The 25309-nt window shown below is 44.0% G+C and carries 21 protein-coding genes, 1 other RNA gene and 1 other annotated feature; of the genes, 2 read left to right on the forward strand and 20 right to left on the reverse strand.

The genetic code is table 11. From position 1 onward, the window contains the following. Positions 1–30 precede the first annotated feature (30 nt). From V6984_RS13700 to deoC, 14 genes are all read right to left on the reverse strand, one after another. A complete protein-coding gene (locus V6984_RS13700) occupies positions 31–378 on the reverse strand; it encodes a PilZ domain-containing protein (protein WP_342756181.1) in 348 nt (115 codons plus the stop codon). Positions 379–486: 108 nt separating this feature from the next. Beyond that, a complete protein-coding gene (gene queA, locus V6984_RS13705) occupies positions 487–1542 on the reverse strand; it encodes a tRNA preQ1(34) S-adenosylmethionine ribosyltransferase-isomerase QueA (protein ID WP_342756182.1) in 1056 nt (351 codons plus the stop codon). 40 nt (positions 1543–1582) lie between these two features. Further along, positions 1583–3007, reverse strand: coding sequence for an aminopeptidase (locus V6984_RS13710; RefSeq protein ID WP_342760008.1), 1425 nt, complete (start codon positions 3005–3007; stop codon positions 1583–1585). Positions 3008–3051: 44 nt separating this feature from the next. After that, positions 3052–5472, reverse strand: a complete 2421-nt coding sequence (gene pheT / locus V6984_RS13715) for a phenylalanine--tRNA ligase subunit beta (protein ID WP_342756183.1) — start codon at positions 5470–5472, stop codon at positions 3052–3054. Positions 5473–5538: 66 nt separating this feature from the next. Then, positions 5539–6558, reverse strand: a complete 1020-nt coding sequence (gene pheS, locus V6984_RS13720) for a phenylalanine--tRNA ligase subunit alpha (protein WP_342756184.1) — start codon at positions 6556–6558, stop codon at positions 5539–5541. 89 nt (positions 6559–6647) lie between these two features. Next, positions 6648–6901: a binding site (T-box leader), on the reverse strand. Positions 6902–6987: 86 nt separating this feature from the next. Further along, on the reverse strand, positions 6988–7833 hold the full coding sequence (locus tag V6984_RS13725) for a YihY/virulence factor BrkB family protein (protein ID WP_342756185.1): 846 nt from the start codon (positions 7831–7833) through the stop codon (positions 6988–6990). Between the two features lie 21 nt (positions 7834–7854). Next, on the reverse strand, positions 7855–10170 hold the full coding sequence (locus V6984_RS13730; protein WP_342756186.1) for a SpoIID/LytB domain-containing protein: 2316 nt from the start codon (positions 10168–10170) through the stop codon (positions 7855–7857). A gap of 123 nt (positions 10171–10293) precedes the next feature. Continuing rightward, positions 10294–10485, reverse strand: a non-coding RNA gene (ssrS, locus tag V6984_RS13735) — 6S RNA. A 98-nt stretch (positions 10486–10583) separates the two neighbouring features. Continuing rightward, positions 10584–11336, reverse strand: a complete 753-nt coding sequence (locus V6984_RS13740; protein WP_342756187.1) for an ABC transporter ATP-binding protein — start codon at positions 11334–11336, stop codon at positions 10584–10586. Next, positions 11333–12358, reverse strand: a complete 1026-nt coding sequence (locus V6984_RS13745) for an iron chelate uptake ABC transporter family permease subunit (protein WP_342756188.1) — start codon at positions 12356–12358, stop codon at positions 11333–11335. The genes V6984_RS13740 and V6984_RS13745 overlap by 4 nt, the downstream gene beginning before the upstream one ends. Further along, positions 12355–13368, reverse strand: a complete 1014-nt coding sequence (locus V6984_RS13750) for an ABC transporter permease (RefSeq protein WP_342756189.1) — start codon at positions 13366–13368, stop codon at positions 12355–12357. Before V6984_RS13750 ends, V6984_RS13745 begins: the two co-directional genes overlap by 4 nt. A gap of 19 nt (positions 13369–13387) precedes the next feature. Then, the gene (locus V6984_RS13755; RefSeq protein ID WP_342756190.1) at positions 13388–14482 is read right to left on the reverse strand and encodes a siderophore ABC transporter substrate-binding protein; all 1095 of its coding nucleotides are present in this window, start codon (positions 14480–14482) and stop codon (positions 13388–13390) included. Positions 14483–14771: 289 nt separating this feature from the next. Further along, complete coding sequence (locus tag V6984_RS13760; RefSeq protein WP_342756191.1) at positions 14772–16565, reverse strand: aminopeptidase P family protein; 1794 nt, start codon at positions 16563–16565, stop codon at positions 14772–14774. After that, positions 16565–17230: a deoxyribose-phosphate aldolase gene (deoC, locus tag V6984_RS13765; protein WP_342756192.1), complete on the reverse strand. Its 666-nt coding sequence runs from the start codon at positions 17228–17230 to the stop codon at positions 16565–16567. Before deoC ends, V6984_RS13760 begins: the two co-directional genes overlap by 1 nt. Before the next feature lie 248 nt (positions 17231–17478). On the opposite strand from deoC, the gene V6984_RS13770 reads away from it, so the two are divergent. Beyond that, entirely contained in the window at positions 17479–18855 is a 1377-nt protein-coding gene (locus tag V6984_RS13770) for a citrate/2-methylcitrate synthase (protein ID WP_342756193.1), read from the forward strand. A gap of 54 nt (positions 18856–18909) precedes the next feature. Here V6984_RS13770 and V6984_RS13775 read toward each other — a convergent pair whose 3' ends face one another. From V6984_RS13775 to V6984_RS13785, 3 genes are all read right to left on the reverse strand, one after another. Beyond that, a complete protein-coding gene (locus V6984_RS13775; protein WP_342756194.1) occupies positions 18910–19275 on the reverse strand; it encodes a hypothetical protein in 366 nt (121 codons plus the stop codon). Positions 19276–19288: 13 nt separating this feature from the next. Continuing rightward, positions 19289–20779 (reverse strand): threonine synthase, encoded by a 1491-nt coding sequence (gene thrC, locus V6984_RS13780; protein ID WP_342756195.1) that lies wholly within the window; start codon positions 20777–20779, stop codon positions 19289–19291. Positions 20780–20879: 100 nt separating this feature from the next. Continuing rightward, complete coding sequence (locus V6984_RS13785; protein WP_342756196.1) at positions 20880–21506, reverse strand: cell wall hydrolase; 627 nt, start codon at positions 21504–21506, stop codon at positions 20880–20882. A 219-nt stretch (positions 21507–21725) separates the two neighbouring features. Here V6984_RS13785 and V6984_RS13790 point away from each other — a divergent pair, with 219 nt between their 5' ends. Beyond that, a complete protein-coding gene (locus V6984_RS13790) occupies positions 21726–22553 on the forward strand; it encodes a hypothetical protein (protein WP_342756197.1) in 828 nt (275 codons plus the stop codon). Here the strand turns inward: V6984_RS13790 and V6984_RS13795 are convergent. The 3 genes from V6984_RS13795 to rsxA form a co-directional block, all read right to left on the reverse strand. After that, complete coding sequence (locus V6984_RS13795; RefSeq protein ID WP_342760009.1) at positions 22531–23820, reverse strand: glycoside hydrolase family 25 protein; 1290 nt, start codon at positions 23818–23820, stop codon at positions 22531–22533. The genes V6984_RS13790 and V6984_RS13795 overlap by 23 nt on opposite strands. A 96-nt stretch (positions 23821–23916) precedes the next feature. Continuing rightward, on the reverse strand, positions 23917–24717 hold the full coding sequence (locus V6984_RS13800) for an RnfABCDGE type electron transport complex subunit B (RefSeq protein WP_342756198.1): 801 nt from the start codon (positions 24715–24717) through the stop codon (positions 23917–23919). 12 nt (positions 24718–24729) lie between these two features. Then, positions 24730–25305, reverse strand: coding sequence for an electron transport complex subunit RsxA (gene rsxA / locus V6984_RS13805; RefSeq protein WP_342760010.1), 576 nt, complete (start codon positions 25303–25305; stop codon positions 24730–24732). Between the last annotated feature and the right edge of the window lie 4 nt (positions 25306–25309).

The following is a 25309-nucleotide window of genomic DNA, read 5'->3' on the forward strand; positions in this document are numbered from 1 at the left end:
AGTGCCTTTTTATTTTTCTTATATAATTGTTCAGCACTTGCCTGCTGCCTGCTCCATCGCATCCCATACTTCGATTCTAAATGCATCCACTTCCGAGAGTCCCATAAATATTGCACCATACTCATATTCCGTTTCAAGCTTTTCTATTCGAACAATTCTAAGAAGAACATGAATCACTTCTTTCGTCCAGATCATAATATGAGAATCGTACACGGCATCCATTTCCAGTATCTTCGGACAATGAAATCCCATCCCGGATTTGGAAATATCAAAAACATTAATAGTAATCAACTCATGCTCGCCATTGTCGATCCTCTTAACAACAATATTCGAATTCAAATCCATACGTCTGCACTTTCTCAGCTTTTCAACATCCATGTCTTCCGTCCTCCTGCGCCATATCCTTGGCACATTTTCCCTTTCGTAAAAAATCAATATGATTGTATACTATAAATATACAACTATATTATATATAACAATATAACATTATATTGATTTTGTAAAGGAATCTGTAATAAACATTGCGTCTCCGAAGCTAAAAAAGCGATATTTTTCCCTTATTGCTTCCTCATATGCCCCTAGTACATGCTCTCTTCCGGCAAGAGCAGATACGAGCATGACTAACGTAGACTCCGGTAAATGGAAGTTAGTGATAAGTCCATCCAATATCTTAAAGCGATATCCCGGATAAATAAATATCTCCGTGTTGTCGCAGCCGGGGTGCAGCACACCATTTTCATCCGCGGCGCTTTCCACCGTGCGGCAGCTGGTAGTCCCGACACAAATGACCCTTTTTCCATTCCGCTTCGTACCATTTATCATATCCGCCGCTTCCTTCGTCACCTGATAATATTCCGAGTGCATATGGTGCTCCAATATATTATCCGCCTTTACCGGTCGAAATGTGCCCAGGCCTACATGCAGGGTTACATAGGCGATTTTCACGCCTTTTTCTTCTATTTTACCAATCAGCTCTTTCGTGAAATGCAAACCTGCAGTCGGCGCCGCCGCAGAGCCTTCATATTTGGCATATACCGTCTGGTAGCGGTTCTTATCCTGAAGCTTATGAGTGATATATGGAGGCAGAGGCATCTCTCCCAGTCTGTCTAGCACCTCCTCAAAGATACCTTCGTAGCAAAACTGAATCAGCCGGTTGCCTTCATCCACCACATCCAAGACCTCTCCTGTCAAAATACCATCGCCAAAGCTGATAACCGTTCCCGGTCTCGCCTTCTTGCCGGGCTTTACCAATGCTTCCCATATGTCGTTTTCCTGCCTCTTTAAGAGCAGTACCTCGATTGCAGCTCCGGTATCCGCCTTCGTACCTAACAGTCTTGCCGGAATTACCTTCGTATCGTTCAGCACAAGGCAATCTCCCGGTTCCAAATAATCTGTAATATCCCGGAAAATCCGGTGCATCACCTCTCCCGTATCCTTATTCAGCATAAGAAGTCTGGAGCCGGAACGATCCTCAAGCGGATCCTGTGCAATAAGTTCCTGAGGCAAATCAAAATAGAAATCCGATTTTTTAAACTCTTCCATAATATTTCACATATCTTTCTTTCATATCCGCTTATCTCATTTACAGGGATGCATTGTTCAGAAATGCCACATATCCCCGTTTGGATTCATATACATCCGCCTTGCTGGTCGCCTCCCAGGGAGCATGCATATTCATCACAGCCACCCCGCTGTCGATAACGTTCATGCCGTACAGTGCGAGAATATATGCAATGGTTCCGCCGCCGCCAACATCCACTTTTCCCAGCTCCGCCGTCTGAAAATGTACCTTTTCCTTATCCAAAATCGCTCTGATATGTCCCATATATTCCGCATTGGCATCGTTGGATCCGGACTTTCCCCGGGAACCGGTAAATTTATTGAATACCATTCCATTCCCCAGATATGCTACGTTCTTCTTATCAAAACAGGAAGCGAAAGCCGGATCAAATGCACTGCTCACATCGGAAGACAGCATGCAGGAGGATGCCAGACACCTTCTCACCTTAAGCTCACTGTAATCTCCCGCCAGATTCATCACTTCCGCAACTGCATTCTCGAAGAATTTAGACTGCATACCCGTAGCTCCCACGCTGCCTATCTCTTCCTTATCCACTAAAATACAGCAGGTAGTCCTCTCCGTTTCCTTCACCTCAAGCATTGCTTTCAATGAGGAAAATGCGCATATCCTGTCATCCTGCCCATATGCCAGAATCATACTCCTATCAAAGCCCGCTTCCCTCGCCTTCCCGGCAGGAACGACCTCCAACTCGGCAGAAATAAAATCCTCTTCCTCTATATCATAGCTTTCCTTCAGAATAGCAAGGATACCCCTCTTCACCGCATCCTTACCATCCTTTCCTTTATTTTTTTCCCCTTTTTCTCCCTTTTTCTCTATTACAAGAGGCTTATTTCCCACAATAATATCCAAGGCCTCACCTTCAATAACCTTGGAAGCCTTCTTTTCAAGCTGCTCTGCCGCAAGGTGAATGAGAAGATCCGACACAAAAAATACCGGATCATCCTCATTCTCTCCCACATTGATCTCTACAGTCGTCCCATCTTTTTTAATCACTACGCCATGAATGGAAAGCGGAATCGTCACCCACTGATACTTCTTCACGCCGCCGTAATAATGCGTATCTAAATAAGCGAATCCGCCCTCTTCATATACCGGATTCTGCTTAATATCAAGCCTCGGGGAATCCAAATGCGCCCCGAGAATATTCATCCCCTCGGCCATCGGTTTCTTTCCCATCTGGAACATAACGATAGACTTATTCATCCAGACCGAATAAACCCTATCCCCCTCCTTCAGCGCCTTGTTCTTCTTAATCAGAGATTGCAGCTCCTGATACCCTTCTTTCTCAATCATGTTGACAATAGTATCGATACACTCCCTCTCCGTCTTCCCATTATCCAAAAAATCCATATACTCCTTCGCGTGCTCCTCAAGCTCTATAAGCTGTTCTGCACTATATGTCCCCCAAATATTCTTATTCTCCATAACCGATCCCAGCCGCATATGCGGCCTCTCCTTTCTTTTTTTGTCTATTGACGCAGTTCTATTCCCATGCTCTCCAATCCATTCAATATCTTCTTCATAGCCGAAGCAACATCGTTCTCTTCTAACGTCCTATCCTTCGCCCTGAATGTAATAGAATAAGCCACCGACTTATAACCCGCTTTGATCTGCGCTCCTTCATAAATATCGAACAGATTATAAGCCTCCAGAATATTTCCTCCGCGCTGTTCGATCATCGTTTCTATCTGTCCTACGAGAATATTCTTCGGTACCACCATACTAATATCGCGGGATACCGCAGGATACTTCGCAATACCCTCGTATTTTCTGTCAAAGGTAGCAAATGGCTCTATCTGCGGCATATCCAGAACAGCGATATACACCTTTGTTCCTATATCGTAGTTATCACATACCTCAGGATGCACCTCACCCAGATAGCCTACCAATGTGCCCTCATATACTATTCCCGCCTGACGTCCCGGATGAAGGAAAGGCTTCCCAGCCTCCGGATCGTAAACAGGCTTCTTCCTCAGACCAATGCTGTCAAAGAATTCCTCTACAACACCCTTCATCGTGAAGAAATCTCCCTCACCGTACATACCAAACGTAAACTGCATTCTCTCATCAGGCAGCTCAGTAAGCGGCAACGCCTTGGGAATATAGATATTTCCAAGCTCATACAACCTTACATCTTTATTTCTTCTATTGTAATTCGTAGCGAGGCTCGTTAGCATTCCATTAAGGGAAATCGTCCTCATAATGGAAAAGTCTTCGCCCAAGGGATTAGCTATCGTAATCGCCTTCCTCAAATCGCTGTCCAGAGGAAGCAGCAATTTATCGAACACTTTGGGACTTTCGAAGGAATAACACATTCCCTGCGAGAACCCGCTAAACTGTGCTATATCCCTCGCTTTCTGCTCGATTCGCAGTTTGAAGGGAAGCTTTCCCGTCGTCGCTTCGCCGCTTGGAAGTGATACCGGAATCTTATCGTATCCGTAGAATCTAGCCACTTCTTCCGCCACGTCCGCACCACACACAATATCCTGACGGAAAGACGGCACTACAAGCATATCCGTTTCCTTCTCATACTTAAGCTCTAGCATCTCGAAGATACGAAGCATCTCGTCTTTTGAAATATCAGTCCCTAGAAGCTTATTGATCCTCTCCGGATCGAAACGTATCTGAACATCCTCTTTCATCGGAACGCACACATCTACCATTCCGCCCACTACTTCTCCGCAGCCTAGCTCTTGTATTAATTGGCAGGCTCTATTGATTGCCGCCTCCGCATTATGAGGGTCCAAACCCTTTTCGAACTTGCCGGAAGCATCGGTGCGAAGTCCGATTCTCTTAGCCGATTTACGGATGTTCGTGCCGTTGAAAGTTGCTGCCTCGAATAAAACGGTCTTTACGTCATCCGTAATCTTAGAATTCTCGCCGCCCATGATTCCTGCAATGCCGATTTCCTTTTCAGCGTCGCATATCATAAGCATTTCTTTGTCCAGCTTTCTCATCTGTCCGTCCAACGTCTGGAACTCATCTCCATCCTTCGCACGGCGAACTATAATTTTATGCCCCGCTATCGTATCCAAATCAAAGGCGTGCATCGGCTGCCCATATTCCTCCATCACGTAGTTAGTTATGTCAACCAAATTGTTGATTGGGCGGATACCGCTGGCCGCCAGGCGTCTCTGCATCCATTTAGGAGAAGGTCCTATTTTAATATTGGTACATACTCTCGCAATATATCTGGAGCACAAGTCCGGGTCCTTTACATCCACAGAAATATAGTTCTCAACCCTTTCGTCATTTTCTTTCACTTCCACTGCCGGAACGACGAAAGGCTTTCTAAAAGTTGCCGCCGCCTCGCGCGCAATGCCAAGCACACTGTAACAGTCCACGCGGTTGGAGGTGATCTCGTATTCAAATACAGTATCCTTGAGCCCCAAGGCTTCTGCTGCATCGGAGCCTACCTGCACATCGTTTCCGAAAATATAAATACCGTATTCGGGTGCCTCCGGATACATTTCTCTCGTAGTTCCAAGCTCCTCGATAGAGCACATCATACCGTAAGAGGGAACGCCGCGAAGCTTGCCTGCCTTGATTTCGATCCCATTTTCAGGAAGCGGACCGCCGTCATGTCCTCCCGCCACTTTACCTCCGTCTAATACCACCGGTACTTTATCTCCTTCTTTGACATTAGGAGCGCCCGTAACGATCTGTATCACTTCTCTTCCTACGTTCACCTGACATACGATCAGTTTATCCGCATCGGGATGCCTCTCTATTTTTTCAATCTGACCTACTACTATTTTTTCCAGATTCTTATCCAATCTTTCATAACCTTCCACCTTCGTTCCCGACAGTGTCATCGCATCACAATATTCCTGATCGGTACATTCCAGTTCCGGTACATATGCTTTGATCCATGATAATGCTGTGTTCATCTTTTATTCTCCTTCATTATACACACGTATGCCGTCTTTTTTCCTGCCTTTTAAAAAAAGCCGCCGTTAAAATTGTTTCAGGAAACGAATATCGTTCTCGTAAAGCAGACGCATGTCATCGATTTCATATTTCAAAAGTGCAATGCGCTCCAAACCTATGCCGAAAGCAAAGCCGGTATATTTCTCGGGGTCGATGCCGCTCATCCGAAGCACATGAGGATGTACCATCCCGCAGCCCAATATTTCAATCCAGCCGGAGCCTTTACAGAACCGGCAGCCTTTGCCGCCGCATTTATAGCAGGAAACATCCATTTCTGCGCTGGGCTCCGTAAATTGGAAATGATGAGGTCTGAATTTTACTTCGGTGCTTTCCCCGAATAATTCTTTTGCAAACACTGCAAGCGTTCCTTTCAAATCAGCGAAAGTAATATTTTTATCGATTACCAGGCCTTCAATCTGATGGAAGGACGGAGAGTGGGTGGCATCCACTTCATCAGAGCGGAACACTCTTCCAGGAGCCAGCATGCGGATAGGCAGATGTCCTTTTTCCATCTCGTGTACCTGAGTGGGCGAAGTCTGTGACCTTAGCAGAATATCTCCGGTGATATAAAAGGTATCCTGCTCATCTTTCGCAGGATGTCCCTCAGGAATATTCAGCGCCTCAAAATTGTAGTAATCCTTTTCAATTTCCGGTCCTTCTACAACTTCGTACCCCATGCCTACGAAGATCCTCTCCACTTCCTCCAACGCTATCGTATTCGGATGACGGTGTCCCATATTATTCTTCCCGGCAGGAAGAGTCACATCGATGACCTCCGCTTTCATCCTGGTCTCCCGCAGGGAACGTTCCATTTTCACTCTGTATTCTTCCAATACTTTTTCTATCTCTTCTCTCGTCTCGTTGACAAACTGCCCTACCTTGGGTCTATCTTCCGGTGCTACATCCTTCATACTTTTCAGAACCGCCGTAAGTTCCCCTTTTTTTCCCAAGTAATTCACGCGAATCTCATTCAATTTCTCAAGCGCATCGCTGGCTTCTATCTGTCTGATGGCTTCTTCTTTAATCTGGTTTAATTTTTCTTTCATTGCTTTTCCTTTCTTCTAACTGTCAGGGAAGCGGTTATTAGGAGCACTTTCCTATTGAAATAAAAAATCCCTGACACTACTCTCATAATGTCAGGGACGAAATTTATTCCGCGGTACCACCCGAATTCCTGTTAGATAACAGACTCTCTTCTCACGTAACGTGTGATCTACGTCCTGAACTAATTTATGCTTCCCAAAATCACAAAACGGCCAAGCAATATATTTCATTCAGGATGCTCCGGTGGGAATCTCAAGCGACATCTGAACTGGGGGAAGCTTTCAGCCGGTGACTTCCTCTCTCTGACAGAAAATGTAACTCTACTAACACCTTCATAGCATTTCTTGTTATATATTTATTTTATAGCATTCTAACTGATTCCCATTGTAGTGAATCTTTTTTCAAATGTCAAGTCTCTTCTTTTCTGTACATCAATTGTTGTTATGAAGCCGTACGCCGAACAGAAATTTATAGGCCGGCCCAAAATATCTGTTGATATAAGCTCCTATCATAATGATATAAATGCACATGTACAGCCAAAGCATGATAACAACGATAGTCGCCAAATTGCCGTAAGTGCTGAAATCATTCACTCCTCCCACATAGATGGAAAAGGCCCATGAAAACAAGTTCCAAACGATTGCGGAGAAAACAGCCCCTGGTATCTGCAGCGTGAATTTCAGTTTCTTATTGGGTATATAGGCATAAATCATGGTAAACCCTAAAATCATAATTACAAAGGAAAACAACAATCGGAAATTCATTAAAAAATCGAATATCTTTTTTGTCTCCGGCACATTTCTGATCACGCCGTTTACCAAAGCATTTCCAAATACCATTACTACCAGGGATAATAGCAAGACTAAGAGCATGAGTATCGTATAGAAAGCGGCGATTCCCCGAAGCACCACATAATTTCTATCCTCATCTACGTCGTTGATCTCATTCAATCCCCGGATAAGGGCCAGCATTCCCTTCGCCGCCGACCAGAGCGTAGCGATTGCCGCTATGGAAATGACTCCCGCCGATTTATCATACACATCTTCTATAATCGATACTACAAGGGAATCCACCATATCCGGCGTCATATCCGTCATAAAGGTCATGAGATTCGCTTCCGTGATGGTCGTATACGGAATGATGGAGCAAAGCAAAATCAGCATGGGAATTAACGACAAAAAAAGGAAAAATGCCGTACTTGCTGCAAAAGCGCTGATATTTTTTCTGTTCGTCTGTCTATTGAAGTCATTGAAGATATAAAGGATTCTTTTAAACACTCACCGTCTCCCTTCCACCTGTTAATATGCATTTTTTATTTCGCAGGTCTGGTAAAAAAATGATAGAATACCCTGCGCATCAAAGCCCGTATTCGCCATAGCTTTCGCGCCGTTCTGAGACATTCCTACGCCGTGTCCGTATCCTCCCCCGACTAAGGTATATCCTACCACAACGCTTCCTTCTTTGCTAGTCGTAATTGTCATATAGGCGCTGGGAAGCAGCGTGGGTGTCGCCACCTCACTTCCATCCTGTCTGATTACCATACTCTCTCCATCGCTTAGCACATATCTTATATTGTGCTCTGATATGATTTTATATGTATTTTTTGTCCCTTCTATGATGAGTTCATCCGCCGCGCCACCGCTGTTTCTTTTTTCGATATAGATATTCTTTATCTCTCCCAGTTTTTTTACGGGCTCACTTGAAAAGCTTCCGTCCTTTATCTTTGTCAGAACGAGTTTTTCATTCGCTTCATAGCGCTTTTGAATTGAAGCAAGGATTTTCTCTGAGTCCACATGTTCCACTTCATATTTCCACCGGTACCAAGCCTCTTCTTTTTCGTAATCAGAATCGAAGGACCTGCCGATGAAGGAAGCGAATACATCCTCCTTCGTCATTTCTTCTCCGCTATATTGCTCACCACCTTCTCCTATCCGCTTTGCTACTAGATAGGAAGTATCCTCTTCGGAATCTGATTTCCATATATTGGTGTCCGAACCGAAACCACAGGAGGTGGAATAATAATAGGAACCGCACAACTCTTCGCCGTAGTACAGCAGTTCTCCCGCCGTATCCTTCACCGCCTTGGTGGTCTGGGCGTTCTCAGCGATATTATTATATACTTGATATCCTGCGCTGTCATCCACATGCGCTCCGAACTGGGCGATACCCGAATGGGACATATGCCTGTAGGCGTAGGTTCTGGCGCATATCGCCTGCGCCTTCAACGCTTCTAACGGATAAGAGGCCGGCATCTCGCTCGGAACCACGGAATACAAATACTCCTCTAACAAGACTTCATTCACGGCCACCAAGCCTTCCGAAGTACGGGATATCTCCAGCTTTCCCCGATAAGCAGGCGTTCCCTGCGCACGCCCTATGGACAATAGCTGAATTCTTCCCGTCAAAGCTGTGGGCTCTATATAAACCCTTTCTCCTGCAAAAAATTCGCTGTCTCTATCGATAACAACTTTTTCTCCTGCCTTATGTTCTTCTCTCTTCAAGTCATTGTAATTGCCATAGCTTACCGTAAAATCCGTGTCCGCCGTAAATTCCAGCTTTTCATGATAAGCGCTGGCAAAATCCGTATTTTTTATGACCACTCGGATATTTTCCATGGCTTCGTCTCTGGTGATAAGTCCCGCACATACAATCCCATCCTCCAAAACGAAATCCGTAAAATTATAGCCGATCCGCAGGTCTTCCTGTCCGCACTCGCTCAGTGTCCCGTACAGTTTATAAATCTTCAGCCCTTCATCATAAGGATATTTTCCATATCCTTCGATTTCGATACTGCCATCTCCGAAGCTTAATAACTTCCCGTTTATCTTTTCATTCTTGATTTTTACCGATTGCAGGATTCCGTCTGCAAATTCCATATCGGCAATCTGCTCCCTCTGCGCTTGCTCAGCCTTCTCATATGGAATTTCTATTTCGTATCCTTGCACGAACGCCCGCAGCGTACCGTCCTGCGCTTCTACTAACCATGTATTATGCAGACTATATCCGCGGCTCACCGCCTGATAGACGGCAAGGAATATATCATCCTTCTTATATGCCTTGATTACCTGGTATTTGTATTGAGGAAACGAATCCGAGGCATAAAAAAATCTCCCCTTCTCCGTCAGCATTTCTTTCTCTGCAAACGCATTTCCTTCTTCGTCCCATACCTCCAGCCCCGTCCCCAATATAACTATATTCTCAAAAGCGATTCTCTCTCTCATATCATAATAGGTGAGCAGGCTGTCGTAAAGACGATACCAATCCTCTTTCAAAAAAAAGAAGCCGTCTTTATACTTCTCTTCATATTCCTTCTCATACCCGGATGCGGCATCCTGCGGCATAGCTGCAGAAAATATGCTTAAAAACTGTTCGTAGGTTAAGACTGCTTCCGGATTCGCAGCCAACTCCCCCTTAAGCTCAGCAAGAGCCGTTTCCAACCCGTCTCCTGCCTCCAGTGCCTCGCTGAGAAGCAGCACATCCTGAAGCCTTATGTATTCTCCTTCGGGCTGTTTTATCCTCCCCATGCGGATACTTACAGCCAATATGTAAACAATAATAAGCAGGCCAACGATACAAAACAGCATTTTCAGAAACATTCTGACATTTTTATTCATTAAAAATCTCCCGGTCTTCTATTTTCACGCGGCAACGCCGGAATACGACGCCTCATAAATCATAATTTTCTATTGGAAAAAAGCAGCCAATACGGCTGCTTTTTTCCTTCGTAGCATACTACATAAATCCCCAAAATGCCGGTTCTTGTACTTTGACTCCTAGCAAAGCTAGGTGGGTGACCGCAACCTTACTTTTGCCTTCCCCTCCAATCCTCTTTCGAGTGGGGGCTTGACAGCGATAAGGCAATGTAGGAATCCCGTTTAAAGTATCTGTAGGTTCAAAATAACAAGAGTTATCGAACATTTCAGGCTACTATTATTATATCCAACCTACATATAAAATACAACTGTTAATTTTTTGATACTCTTTTTTGACCTGACCTGCAATCCGCTCTATAAAAAATATAAGAATGTCAATAAATCGCTATTGGTCCATAAGGACCATCGATGATTTCTATTTTTGTTTCAAAAATATTTGTCAAAAGTTCCGGATCCATAATATCTTCAACCGTTCCGAAAGCAGCAATCCGTCCTGCTTTCATAGCACAGATCCTGTCAGAATATTTGGCTGCAAAATTTATATCATGCATTACCGTGAGAATGGTCCGCCCAAATTCATTGGCAGCATGCCTCAAATGCTCCATCATTTGAACGGAACGGGCAACATCAAGGTTGTTCAGAGGCTCATCCAACAATACATATTCCGTCTCCTGACACAAAACCATTGCCACATACGCTCTTTGCCTTTGACCGCCGGAAAGCTCGTCTAAATACCTATTTTCTAAATCAGTCAGATCCAAAAAATCAATATATTTAGAAATAATCGACTCATCCTCTTTTGTTAATCTGCCCTTTGAATAAGGAAACCGTCCAAAGCCAGCTAATTGTCTGACAGTAAGTCTTGTTACAAAATGATTTTCTTGCCGTAAAATAGTCAGAACTTTTGCCAAATCTTCTGATTTCGATTTAGAAACATCCATATTGGCTATCTCTATTTGCCCCTCGTCCATATTCAGAAGTCTTCCGATCATCAAAAGGGCCGTAGATTTTCCTGCGCCATTGGGGCCGATCAAAGAAGTAAGGCCAGCCTTCGGTATTTGGATATTTAAAGGGCCAATTTCCACCTCATCCGTATACTGCTTTCTCGCATTAAGAATCTTTATCATAAAGTTCCCTTCCTTAACATTACAATCAGAAATACAATTCCCCCAAACATTTCAATAATGACGGAAACAACACCTTGCGCCCTGAAAATATGATACATAAAAAAATATGAGCCTGTTATTATCAAAAATCCTATCGCAAGCGCCATTGGGAAAATATATCTGTGGTCATAAGTCGGCGCTGCCTGATAAGTTAAAGTCGCAACTAAAAATCCATAAAAAGTAAGCGGACCGACTAAAGAGGTTGAAATTGACATCAGAACAGAAACTAATACAAGGGTATATATTACCCCAAATTGATGATTAACCCCCAAAGAAGTACTGGCATTTTTTCCAAGTGACAATACATTTAGTTTTTTAGAATAGGCAAGGATAAGTAATGCCGCGATTATTACAATGGGAATTGCAACGGGAAAGTACTCAGCCTCCGCATTATTGACAGAGCCGAACAATCTCGCCTGTAAAACATCAAATTCAGATGGCGCCAGAAGTCTTCTCATAAAAGATGACACAGACTTCAGACCGGTTCCAATAATAACTCCGACCAGAAGCATGAGCTGTAAATTTCCATACTTTCCGGAAAGCAGCCATCCATAAAGCATCAGGCACATCAAAATCATAATGGCAACTTTAAATAGAAATGATTCAATGCCGCTGAAATTCACAAATACACTGGCACCGAAGAAAAACATTGTACTGGTATTTATTGCCCCATAAAGTGCTTCAAACCCTAGAAGTGAAGGTGTTATAATCCTGTTATTCGTACTCGATTGGAAGGCAACTGTAGCTAAACTTTGACAAATTGCAGAAATAATCATTGCTGTAATCGCTACCATCCTTCTCTTCACAACCGGAATAAAAGAAGGGGAATCTAACGGCACAGGGTTCCCATAAACCAAAAGCCCGTAGGAAGCAAGTACCCCTAACGCAATCAACGTTATCAGCAAAATCCAATAACGTTTTTCCTCTTTCTTAGAACGAAAAGCTCTGGCCGATCTATTTTTATTATAAACAAACCCGCTCATCTCAGCCTCCTTTGTTTCAACAAAATAACAATAAATATAACCGCTCCCACAGTTCCAAGTATCAAAGAGACAGGAACTTCAAAGGGCATTATGATCGTGCGGGAAATGATGTCACAAAGGGTGATGGCCCCCATTCCCAATACACATACCCAAGGCAGATTACTCCTAAGATCATCGCCTCGGTACATTGAAATAATATTCGGTACAATTAGTCCTAAAAAAGGCAAGTTTCCGATAACAGCCGCAACAATCCCAACTGCAAAGGAAATAAGACCGGTGCCCCAAATAACAATCTTGTTATAATTTACCCCAAGGCTTGTTGCAACATCTTCCCCTAATCCGGCCAGAGTCAATCTATCCGCATAAATAAAAATAAAAAAAGTAACTATCACGATTAACCATAGATATTCATATCTTCCGATTTGAACCGGCGCAAAAGAACCTACAAACCAGGTTTCAATATTTTGCGTCATTTGAAAAACGAGTCCGATAAAAGTGGAAATTGCAGAAATGACTGCTCCAAGCATCATTCCTATAATCGGGACAATTAAAGACGAACGAAGTTTAACCCTTCTTAAAAACAAAAAGAAGATCATAGTCCCTATAAAAGAAAAAACAATCGCCCCCGTCATTCTTAAAACCAAAGTCGGCGCAGGAAATACCAAATAAACAAAAACAAGTCCCAGGCCTGCCCATTCAATTGTTCCGGTTGTGGTAGGTTCCACCAGGCGATTCTGGGTGATAAGCTGCGTTACCAGTCCTGACATCGACATTGCTGCGCCGGTAAGCATTAATGACGCTGTTCTTGGAACACGGGTTATGAAAAACATATCCATCCCATCTTCTTGTCCTTGTATATCATAAACTCCGGTAAACAATGATATAATACCTAAAATAAAAACAATAATAACTGCTAGTATAAAAGGCTTTGTCCATATTTTATTGTAATTATAATGCTGGGGCTGAGAAATCTCAGCCCCTGTGAATTTATGTACTGTGTTTTTAGGCACTTTGTTACACTCCTTTATACTACTTTGCCAAAGCGCTTGCAAGATCTCCAAATAACTCTAAATAAGTTTGTATTGACTCATTTGTATAGGTATCGTTCGGTGCGTATATTATCTGTCCCTCCGTAACGGCAGTTGTGTTTTGAAGGGCAGGAGAATTATCGATCACATCCTGAGCAGGAACTGCATCCTCTGCAGAAGATATTGCCGCGTCACGATCCAGTACGAAAATCCAGTCCGGATTACTTTGCGCGATAGCTTCAACAGAAATATCATCACCTTGATGATCTGAAGTAGCGCCGTCAACCTCTAATGCTGAGACCCATCCAAAAACTTCATACATCGGCCCCCAGACACGTCCGGAACGAGGAGCAGAAAAACCAATCTCTCCGCCGGAAACTACAACACTGATAACGGTGTCTGTGCCATTATACGCAGACTTTGCATCTTCAATAGCTTTATCAAAATCGGCTACCAATTGTTCAGCTTCATCATTTTTATCAAAAATTTTTCCCAATGCAATGGTAGAGTCCTTAAGTCCGTTTATTAAGTTATCTCCCGGTGCCTCCGCTTCCTCGGAGACATCAAAATTAAGGTCAATAACAGCAGCATTTGGCACTAACGCTTTTATGTCTTCATAATAACCGGCAAATCTTTGACCTACAATAACAAGTTCAGGGTCTACCGCCGCTATAATTTCAAGATTTGGTTCGCTGTGATTCCCAATATCCTGAACAGAATCATCACTTACATATGACGAATCCGCAGGCATTACTCCCTTTGGAACCGCCGCTAATTCAATTCCCCAATCTGCTAAAGTTTCAAAGGTTCTATTATCCAAAGCCACTACATTCTTGGGATTTATGGGAACAGTAACCGTTCCATGAACATCTGTGATTTCAACTGTCGTGACTTCGGCAGGCTCACTTTCCTCCTGACTGGTTTCGGGAGCAGTAGTTTCACTTTCCTCCTGACTTGCCTCAGGAGCGGCGGTTTCACTTTCCTCCTGGCTGGTTTCTGGAGCGGCGGTTTCATTGCTTGAATTTGCACAGCCCATGAGCATCATGGCAAAAGCTGTTGTAAATACAGTTATTTTAAGTAAATTTAATTTTTTCATATATAATCTCCTTGTATATATGCTCGCTTTCCTCGCTATGATAAAATACAATATAAAATTACTATGTAATTAAGATTAGCGAGTTCCAACTTTTAGTTTGAAGAAACAAAAGTTAGTCCGGACTAACTCATTATAGCTTACTATAAACAGATGCTTATTGTCAACCGGCATTTAAAATTATATTTTCTAGATACATAAAAAGAAAGGGTATTCCAAGCCATTACATGACTTGGGATCCCCCCCTCTTTCTTTGTTGAGAAACTTCTCTTAAGCTATTAATCTTAAATATTTATATTTCCATAGGCCTTGTAGCCTCTTTCAGCCACGCCTCCTCCTCTTCCGTCAGATACTTTTTCATTCTTTTATAAACTTCTGCATGGTAACTGTTTAGTCGTTCCACATCTATCGGCTGCATAAACTCCGTATCGATAGCGTCTCTGTCGATAGGCACAAAAGTAAGGGTATCAAAACACATGAACTGACCGTCCGCATTCTTTTCTCCTTTCTTAGCCACAATGACATTCTCCGTACGTATCCCATGGCTGCCTTCGATATAGACACCCGGTTCGTTAGAAATGACCATCCCCTCCTCAATGATCGCTTCCGCTGCTCCCTTTGCAAAACGCCAGCGAATACTCTGAGGGCCTTCATGTACATTGAGTATATAGCCGATTCCATGTCCGGTTCCGCATTTATAATCGATTCCGATATCCCATAACGGCTGTCTCGCCAATATGTCCAGATTTCTTCCTGTACAGCCATAGAGAAATCGAGCCTGCGTAAGCTGTAACATGCCGATAGTGACCTTGGTGAAGTGCTTCTTTATTTCGGGGCTGATTTCCCCTAAGACGACAGTTCTCGTCACGTCGGTAGTTCCGCCCATATACTGTCCGCCGGAATCAACCAGCAGCATTCCCTCCGCCTTTATTTCCTTCGCGCTCTCAGGCAACGCCTCATAATGCATCATAGCGGCGTTTTCCTTATAAGCACTGATGGTCGGAAAGGACAGATCGAGAAATCCAGGGATTTCTCTTCGCAGACCGTCTAAATATTCCGCCGCAGTAAGCTCCGTAATTTTCTCTTTTCCCGCGTTTTTCTTAAGCCAGCAGATAAATTTTATAACAGCTGCACTGTCCTTAAGATATATCTCTTCCATTCGGGAAAGCTCGATCTTATTTTTTACTGCCTTCAGGGCTTCCGTAGGATTGCTTTCAAAAACACATTCCGCTTTGTCCGACAAAATCTTATATAAAGTATAATTGATATTCCCTTCGTCCAGAAGCACTTTCCCTTCATAGTCATAACCGCCGAGGAATCTTTCAGTATTTTCATAGTCCTCGATTACGATATGGTTTTTCGATGCATATTCTGTGAACTTTGCTGTAATCTCCTGGGGCTGTATGAAAAGATACAGCTCCTCCGGCGTAAGAAAGCCGTAGGAAAGTGCCACGGGATTGCAAGCAACATCATTACCCCTTATATTCATAAGCCACATCAAATCGTCGAGCTTACTCAGCATGAGGTATGCTGCTCCGGATGTTTTCATCTTTTCCCTGACCGTAAGAAGCTTCTCCTCCATGCTCTGTCCGCTTATTTCCTCCGGAAGGACTATGACCTCGTGTGCCGGCAGAAAGGGTCTCTCCTGCCATAAGTTTCCTGCAACATCCTCCTCGTAGGAAATACGGATATTCATACCTTTCAGCTTCCGTTCCAGCTCTTTTCCTTCTTTGCAGCTCACCGTCCGCCCGTCGAAGCCGAGGGTCTGTCCGTTCTTTATATTTTCCTTAAGAAAATCGGGAATATCAGGCACACCTTCTTCCATCATCCGGAAAAGCTCGATTCCGCTTCCTGCAAGCTCGTTTTCGGCCTGAATGAAATATCTTCCGTCCGTCCACAGCCCCGCCATGTCGTGCCCTACTACAAGGGTGCCGTTAGAACCTGTAAAGCCGGAAAAGTATTCCCTTACCTTAAAATAATCATCCACGTACTCGGAACCGTGAAAATCCGAGGTCGGAATCATATAAAAATCAATTCCCTTCTCCTTCATACAGTAGCGTAGTTTTGTAAGTCTGTCCTGAACCATCAATAGCTCTCTGCCTTTCCGGCATTTAATATTCCTACTGCGGAGGAAGTTCCGATTCGCTCACACCCCTCATTTAGGAATGCTTCCAAATCTTCTCTCGTCTTTACCCCGCCCGCTGCCTTTATTTTTACCTCTGCTCCGATATGATCCTTGAACAACCTTACATCCTCAAGCGTCGCACCGCCCGTTCCGAAGCCCGTAGAGGTCTTGATGTAATCTGCGCCCGCTGCTGTCACCGCCTTGCATAGTGCGATTTTCTCCTCTTCAGTCAAATAGCATGTTTCGATAATTACTTTCAGAATATTCTCACCGCAAGCCTTCTTTATCGTGCGGATTTCACCCTCCACCTTATCGAACAGACCGTTTTTCACATCGCTGATATTTACCACCATATCGATTTCACGAGCACCGTCCTTTACGGCCTCCTCAGCCTCCGTCACTTTCGCCGCCGTCACGCTGTAGCCCAAGGGAAATCCGATAACCGTGCAAATATTGATTTTTTCTCCATATGCGTCGTGAATGCGTTTCACGTAAGCAGGAGGAACACACACAGAAGCGGTCTTGTATTCCAGCGCCTCCTCGCATAAAGTCTCGATATCCTTCCATGTTGCAAATGCCTTTAGCTGCGTATGATCTATATGCCGCAGGATTTCTTCGTTCGTCATAAAACTTTCCTCCATTTTCTTCTATAAATCTTATTCTAATATGAAATGAAAAAAAAAGAAAGATGCATCTGTTTTTCAGTTTTTTAATATACTGTTAATAGATAGATTTTTTTCAACTTTTTAGTTAAATATTTCATTTTATCTATTTTTATAAGTATTTTTATGATATTATTGACCTGTTGACAGTTTATAATTCCAGCCTCTCATTTGCGGGGGGTATTGAGTATCAGCGAAAGGAGGACTATCTTATGGATCACAATGTTTATTCCGAAGTTACACCGGAAATCGTACAGTTGGCGAAGCTAAGCGAAAAAGCCGACATTATCGAGACCGAGCTTTTTACGAAATATGATGTAAAGAGAGGACTTCGTGATTTAAATGGAAAAGGGGTGCTTGCCGGACTCACGCGGATTTCCGACGTGCGTGCCAGCAAAATGGTGGACGGCGTTCAGGTGCCGATTCACGGAGATCTGTTTTATCGCGGCTACAATGTAAAAGACCTCGTTGCCGGATTTACAAAAGACAACCGCTTCGGTTTCGAAGAGACAACTTATCTCTTATTGTTCGATAAATTGCCTACAGAAAAAGAACTGGCAGATTTTACAGCTCTGCTCGCCTATTACAGAAGCTTGCCCACAAGCTTCGTCCGCGATATCATCATGAAGGCTCCCAGCAAGGATATGATGAATACTTTGGCAAGAAGCGTTCTGACGCTATATTCCTATGACGACAGGGCTGACGATACTACTCTTCCAAATGTGCTCAGACAGAGCCTGCAGCTCATCAGCCTGTTTCCTCTGCTAACCATTTACGGCTATCAGGCATACAGTCACTATCATGACGGCAAGAGCCTGTATATTCATTCATCTAAGCCGGAATTATCTACCGCTGAAAATATATTGCATATTTTGAGACCGGATAGCTCCTACACTCCTTTAGAGGCACGGATACTGGATATTGCTCTCGTATTACATATGGAACACGGCGGCGGAAACAATTCCACCTTTACCACACATGTCGTCACGTCTTCACTGACAGATACTTATTCCGTTATCGCGGCAGCTATCGGCTCCTTAAAGGGTCCCCGCCATGGCGGCGCCAATATAAAGGTAGTACAGATGTTTGAAGATATGAAAAAAGAAATCTCCGACTGGGAGGACGAGGAACAGGTGTCTGCCTATCTTACAAGATTGCTGCATAAGGACACATTCGACCATGCCGGCTTGATCTACGGTGTCGGCCACGCCGTTTATTCCAAATCAGATCCTCGCGCTGTCATTTTTAAATCTTTCGTAGAAAAACTTTCCGAAGAAAAAGGGCTGCAGAAAGAATTCGCGCTCTATTCTCTCGTAGAAAAACTGGCACCGGAGGTCATCGCAAGGGAAAGACAGATATACAAAGGCGTCAGCATCAATGTGGACTTCTATTCCGGCTTCGTATATCACATGCTCGGCCTTCCTATGGAATTGTATACGCCAATTTTCGCTATCGCACGCATTTCAGGCTGGTGCGCTCACCGCATGGAGGAACTTGCCAACAACGGGAAGATTATCCGTCCCGCCTACAAACCCATCGGCGAAAACCGCAGCTATACGGAAGTTTCGGATAGAAAGGGATCATCTTAGAAGTTGCAAATATAAAAACCAACAGATTACTGGTCTGCTGGTTTTTTTGAACAATTATTTTTTTTTCGTATCTACTCCGTCTATGAACATCTTTTTCGCCCTATTGGAAGCTACCGCGAATAAGACTAAAACGATAATGAAGCCGCCGAAGGCTATGAGCGATATATAGGCGGGACCGCCGTACTCAGTGGTTATAATGCCCATCAGACCGATTGCACATGTAAGAATTCCCATGAACAGCGCTTTGGGGAACATATAAGTAATAAAACCTTCCTTATCGCGGATCTTATTCACATCCACGTCTTTGCTGACCAGCGCTCCGCCCGATATATTTCCTGTCGTCCTCATAGTAATAGCGGAATAAATCAGGTATATCCCGCTGATAATAATTAATAGGTCAAACATATTTGATGTATCCATAGTATTCTGCTCCTTACTTAAGCTTTAAGAACTCTTCCACTGTTTTTTGCATCGCTTCTTTATCGCAGATATAGTCGTGAATTACCGGTGCTGATTTTATTTCCTCAATAGCTTCGGGTACGGCTACGTTAGCCAGTGCAGACAGCTCATCCACCAGTTCGAAATCCGACATTCTATCGTATTTCTCATCGATTGCATTCATCACGCTTCTCGTAAACTTGAAGGGACTTGCAGTAGAAGCGATGACCGTAGGCGTCTCGTCCTTGGTCTCCTCCTTATACTTGCCGTATACGCAGGCCGCAACCGCAGTGTGCGTATCGATGACATATCCAGTCTCCTCATACAAGGCCTTGATGGTGGCCGCCGTCTCCTGCTCGGAAGCGTAATTTCCGTAGAAATCTGCAAGAAGTGCTCTCATTGGCTCCGTAATCTCATATTTGCCGTCTCCGCCCAAAGCCTTCATAAGCTGTGCCGTCTTATCTCCGTCACTTTCCGCTATTTTATATATTAACCGCTCCAAATTGCTGGAAATAAGAATATCCATCGAAGGAGAGCTGGTCAGAACAAATTCTCTGTTTCTATCATATACACCGGTCCTAAAGAAATCATAAAGCACCTTATTGTCATTAGAAGCGCAAATCAGTTTATCGATAGGAAGTCCCATGTTCTTCGCATAAAACGCTGCCAGAATATTGCCGAAATTGCCCGTAGGAACCACTACGTTGATCTTCTCCCCCTCTGTTATTTTCTCTTCCGCAAGCAGTGTTGCGTAAGCATACACGTAATATACGATCTGAGGAACGAGACGGCCGATATTGATGGAATTAGCAGAAGAAAACTGGTAGCCCTGCCCGTCCATCCTCTTTGCAAGCTCCTTATCCGCGAAGATGCACTTCACTCCGGTCTGAGCATCGTCGAAGTTCCCGTGGATACCAACTACATATGTATTATCGCCCTTCTGTGTAACCATTTGCTTCTCCTGAATTGGACTTACACCGTTTTTAGGGTAAAATACGATAATCCTCGTACCTTCTACGCCTGCAAAGCCCGCAAGTGCCGCCTTGCCCGTATCGCCCGAGGTCGCTGTGAGAATGACGATTTCATTCGTTACATTGTTCTTTTTCGCTGCCGTGGTCATTAAATGAGGCAGGATGGACAATGCCATATCCTTAAAAGCAATGGTAGCTCCATGAAACAGTTCGAGGTAATAAGCCTTGTCCGCGCTTACTAAAGGAGCAATAGATTCCGTATCGAATTTCGAATCATAAGCACGTCCGATGCAGTTTTTCAGTTCTTCCTCCGTAAAATCCGTCAGGTACAGCTTCATGACTTCATAGGCCACTTCCTGATAGGTCATGCCTGCCAGTTCCTTCAGGCTCTTGTCAAGTGCCGGAACGTGGTCGGGAACGAATAATCCTCCATCCTCGGATATACCTTTTAAAATGGCCTCCGATGCCCTTACCCGTATACCGTTATTTCTCGTACTGTTATATAATACTTCCATTGTGCCACCTCTCAGCTCTTTTTATCTTAGAGTCCCTTGCGTGAGACGCTGTTATCGGTTAATAAGTATAACATATATTTTATATCCGTGCAACGCCATGTCATGAGAAAAATTCATGTCCGCCATAAGAAAACAGCAAAGTCAGGCTGTTATCGAACCATTTCATTTTCTCGGGGTCCGCATACTTTCGCGATGCAAAATAAAGAGCACCCTTCGTAATGTCCTCTCCATACAGTACCTTGTCCACCGCTTCCTTCGTTTCCTCACTGACGCTCACCTTCTCATACCTTCCGTCCGAAATAGGGGAGAACTGGGCGACCCCATTCTCTCTCTGGAATACGACCTCCTTTACGGTATCAGGGAATTTATTGCTTTCCACCCGATTCATTACCACTCCGGCAACCAGCATCTTGCCTGTAATATCCTCTCCTCCCGCTTCCGCTTCCACGATTCTTAAAAGTACCTCATAATCTTCCTTGGCCAGCGTGTATTTCGCTTTTTTCTCGATGACATTGTAGTCTACTACCCTCTGTCCTGACGACGCTCGCGTTACCAACCGGATAAATGTGGCCGCGTCCAGACGCGCCTGATCCTCCATAAAACGGATTTGAAACGCCGGGGTAGCAGCAATTCTGTTAATCTGCAGTTCCTTCACATTAAACCACGTGACGGCGAGGATCACATTACACAACAACAATATGGTCATATTCTTTTTGTACGTCTTCATATTTTCAAGTCCTCTTTTTATTTTCATGAATCTTCAGTTGCCAAGATTCATGACCTTTATTTTTGTCATACAAATGTAACAGTTCTTTAATATTTTATACAAAGAGTGCTGAAAATATTTCTAAATTTGTATTCTTTTTTCTAAAATGTTATACTTAGGATAAAATAATGACAAAATTTGAGAAAATATTATTTTTTATTCTATAAAACGAGGGGTGCCATGGATAAAAAACTTCCCGGCGTATATGCTGCAAAGAAAAAAAATAACTCCATTTATTACCGTGCTTCTATCACTTTCAGAGAAAAGCATATAAGCCTTGGAAGCTATGACCTCGAAGAAACAGCCCACCTCGCCTATAAGGAGGCTCAGTTTCTCATCAAATCCGACTCCATAAACGTAGAGGATTACTCTCCGGATTCCCTTTTAGCCTTCGGGAAATGGGTCAGCCTGCTGAATTTCCGGGATAACGGACTTTATTTTGCAACACCTATCTACATGCGGAAGAAATATTTTTTATACTACTATTCTCTTACCTACATTCTAAAATTCGATATCGACGATTTATTCTACTATTCCTCCCGCAAAATTATGCGGAGAGGAAGCCATCTTTTCGTTGCCGACTACGGGATGCAGGTCAATATACTCAACCGATACGGTATAAAAAATTACGCGGTGGCCGATAAAGATTACCGGTTTATCAATGGGGATCCTACCGATTTCCGTTATGAAAATATTGAAATCCTCAATCGATTTCATGGAATCAGCCATATTCCCTCCGCAAAAGGCATGAGATACAAAGTGCGCATCCATGTGAAGGGCAATTATGTCGTGGGTGTCTATCATACGGAGGAGGAAGCCGCTATCGCCTATAATAAGGCAGTGGATGTATTAAAAAGAAACGGCATAGACCGCAATTATTCCCTTAACTACATCGAAGGGCTTTCTCCTGCTGTCTATGCCGATATATATTCAAAACTTAAAATTTCTCCAAAATTAACTGCGCTTTCTTCAACCTATAGTAACCTTATTTCTCAGAATAGTCAATAAAACTGATATTCAAATCAATATCACCTGTTATTCCGCTTACCTTGCCCTCCAGAGTATACTGCCACATCTGGAACTGATACGGATAATCCGGCACGTCCTCCTGCTGAGACAGCCAGATATCATAGCCGGTCAGTTTTGTCAAATCAACCTGTTTAATCAGCCATTCCTTAGTTCCATAAACCATCGGTTTATATCCTGCATTTTTTATAGTGTCCAAAAAGGCCTTGGCTATAGTAGTCTTCTGGTCTCTGGACAACGCTTCTATCCTCGCAGTATCATTCTTCACATATTCCATATCGAAGGCGATAGGGTAGGTTATCTTATAATTGCTTAGATTCTGCAAATTCTGAATGACGAAATTAGCCTCTTCTATCGCCTCGTCCGACGTAATAGCCTGCGAGAAAAAGTAAATACCAATGTCCAGCCCTGCTTCCGAAGCCTTCACAATATTATCCGCGAACTTCTCATCCAATACGATCTGGCCGCTACCATATCCCCTGGCTCCCAGGCGTATCATAACAAAATCGATTCCTGCCCCCTTTAGGCTGGCGAAATCTATCTCCTCGTTATATTTGGACACATCCGCTCCCAAATAGGAAACGCTTTTTCCTTCCTGATAATAAGCCATCTTGTCAGATTTCATTGTAAGATTTGTAAAATCATAAATATTCTTCTCCAGATATGGATTGATCAGCACCCATTCCTCTGAACCGTTGGCATATGTAATCAATGTATGCTTTCCATCGTTTTCAGGCAATTCCTGCTGTTCCCTGTCATATTGGGAATACTTATCGCCTTCTGTCTGCGCGTCCCCTAAATCCTTCAATTCAGACGTCTCGTCCTCCGATCCGCTTACAGATTTCGGCTCATCGTTCGGATACATATCCCAAAAATCCAAGTCCGAAGCCGTGAGCTTATTCTCCTCATACAGCCTCTCGATATTCCTCATCCTGCTGGCGCTGCCGTTCACCGCAAGGTCCTGCTCCCCCTCGGAAGCGACCGGCGCACTGTCTCCCGTTACACTTGAATCCCCGTGCTCCACCGCCATAACAGTTGTATTCTGTGCTTTCTCTGCCCTAAGCTTCGCTGAAGATGCCTGCTCCTGCTTCGCAAAAAACACTACTCCAAGAATCAATAGAGCACTTAGGCTGACGCCTATCACCACGTATTTCGCAGAAAGCTTCGCCCCTATATCGTCATTTTCTCCCGGTAATCTCATCGCTTCACTTCTTTTCCATGATTTTATATCATTGATATCTTCCGTCATTTGCTTCACTAACAATTTAACATGAAATCGGTCTGTTCGCAAGTCTCTGCACGTTTCCCATATCCCATCGTGTGTGACCTTGTCAGCTGATGAAGCCTATGCTCTCTTCAAAATAGTCTTTTTCGGACACTTTTCCATGCAGACACCACATTCGATACACTTTTCGTAATCGATAGCAGCGTTAAAGTCTACAACGTCCACCGCCTCCGAAGGGCAGTTTCTCTTACAAAGCTGGCAACCGATACAGCCCACCGTACAGTTCTTGGTGGTCTGCTGCCCCTTGTCCTTGGAGTTACATGCCACCATATATTGGGCATCGTAAGGTATCAGCTCAATCAAAGATTTCGGGCATACCTCCACGCATTTTCCGCAGGCTTTGCATGCCTCCTTGTCGACTACCGCCACCCCTTTCACTACATGAATCGCGTCGAAAGGGCAGGCCGTAACGCAGCTTCCGCCGCCGAGGCAGCCATAGTTACATGACTTAGGACCTCCATTTGGTACAAAGGCCAGCATGCGGCAGTCCTGTACTCCAAAATATTCGTAATCCACCGAAGTTTTATCGAAGTCGCCCTGACATTTCACGAAGGCCGTCTTTCTAACCGCTTCCTCAGCTTTCACTCCCATGATTCCGGCGATGACCTTGCCCACCGCCTCTCCGCCTACCGGACAGGCACCCACTGCAGCTTCTCCCCTGACAATGGCCGAAGCCAGACCGGAGCAACCGGGAAAGCCGCAGCCTCCGCAGTTATTTCCGGGCAGTGCTGCCAGCACCGCTTCTTCTCTTTCATCTACGTCTACCCTGAACTTGATTGCCGCGATGCCTAGAAACAGACCGATAAAAAGTCCGATTCCTCCCACAATCGCCATAGCAATTACAACACCTACTGTACTCATCCCGCATACCTCCTACAGCAAACCCGAAAATCCACAAAAAGCAATTGCCATAAGCCCCGCCGTTACGAGCACAATAGGCATTCCTTTAAAGGATTCCGGTATATCATTATATTCCATCTTCTCTCGTATGCCCGCCAATATCAGAATTGCAATTGTAAATCCTACCGAGGTTGCAAAGCCATTGACAATGCCGGTAACGATATCGTATTTCTTCTGAACGTTCACGAGGGCGATACCGAGCACCGCACAATTTGTCGTAATCAGCGGCAAATATACGCCAAGCGACTGATAAAGGGAAGGTATGAATTTCTTAAGGAACATCTCCACAAACTGAACCAGCGCCGCTATAACAAGAATAAATACGATGGTTTGCAAATACGTAATATTAAGCGCCTGAAGAACATACTTATAAATCACTCCCGATACTGCAGAGGCCAGCGTTATGACGAAAATAACCGATATTCCCATTCCTGCGGCCGTCTCCGTCTTCTTTGAAACTCCTAAAAACGGACACAAGCCCAAGAACTGGCTAAGGACAACATTGCTCACAAGGGAAGAGCCCACCAGAATAGTAAGTAAATCCTTGATATTT

The organism is Kineothrix sp. IPX-CK (assembly GCF_039134705.1).
GTDB classification, from domain to species: domain Bacteria; phylum Bacillota; class Clostridia; order Lachnospirales; family Lachnospiraceae; genus Kineothrix; species Kineothrix sedimenti.

Coding starts and splice junctions, on each gene's coding strand:
- queA (WP_342756182.1), bottom strand. CDS start 1,542: ATGGAAGAGTTTAAAAAATCGGATTTCTATTTTGATTTGCCTCAGGAA.
- V6984_RS13785 (WP_342756196.1), bottom strand. CDS start 21,506: ATGAAGACGTACAAAAAGAATATGACCATATTGTTGTTGTGTAATGTG.
- V6984_RS13760 (WP_342756191.1), bottom strand. CDS start 16,565: ATGGTTCAGGACAGACTTACAAAACTACGCTACTGTATGAAGGAGAAG.
- V6984_RS13775 (WP_342756194.1), bottom strand. CDS start 19,275: ATGGATACATCAAATATGTTTGACCTATTAATTATTATCAGCGGGATA.
- thrC (WP_342756195.1), bottom strand. CDS start 20,779: ATGGAAGTATTATATAACAGTACGAGAAATAACGGTATACGGGTAAGG.
- V6984_RS13745 (WP_342756188.1), bottom strand. CDS start 12,358: ATGAGCGGGTTTGTTTATAATAAAAATAGATCGGCCAGAGCTTTTCGT.
- V6984_RS13755 (WP_342756190.1), bottom strand. CDS start 14,482: ATGAAAAAATTAAATTTACTTAAAATAACTGTATTTACAACAGCTTTT.
- V6984_RS13795 (WP_342760009.1), bottom strand. CDS start 23,820: ATGACGGAAGATATCAATGATATAAAATCATGGAAAAGAAGTGAAGCG.
- deoC (WP_342756192.1), bottom strand. CDS start 17,230: ATGACGAACGAAGAAATCCTGCGGCATATAGATCATACGCAGCTAAAG.
- V6984_RS13710 (WP_342760008.1), bottom strand. CDS start 3,007: ATGGAGAATAAGAATATTTGGGGGACATATAGTGCAGAACAGCTTATA.
- pheS (WP_342756184.1), bottom strand. CDS start 6,558: ATGAAAGAAAAATTAAACCAGATTAAAGAAGAAGCCATCAGACAGATA.
- V6984_RS13790 (WP_342756197.1), top strand. CDS start 21,726: ATGGATAAAAAACTTCCCGGCGTATATGCTGCAAAGAAAAAAAATAAC.
- V6984_RS13770 (WP_342756193.1), top strand. CDS start 17,479: ATGGATCACAATGTTTATTCCGAAGTTACACCGGAAATCGTACAGTTG.
- pheT (WP_342756183.1), bottom strand. CDS start 5,472: ATGAACACAGCATTATCATGGATCAAAGCATATGTACCGGAACTGGAA.
- V6984_RS13700 (WP_342756181.1), bottom strand. CDS start 378: ATGGATGTTGAAAAGCTGAGAAAGTGCAGACGTATGGATTTGAATTCG.
- V6984_RS13800 (WP_342756198.1), bottom strand. CDS start 24,717: ATGAGTACAGTAGGTGTTGTAATTGCTATGGCGATTGTGGGAGGAATC.
- V6984_RS13740 (WP_342756187.1), bottom strand. CDS start 11,336: ATGATAAAGATTCTTAATGCGAGAAAGCAGTATACGGATGAGGTGGAA.
- V6984_RS13730 (WP_342756186.1), bottom strand. CDS start 10,170: ATGAATAAAAATGTCAGAATGTTTCTGAAAATGCTGTTTTGTATCGTT.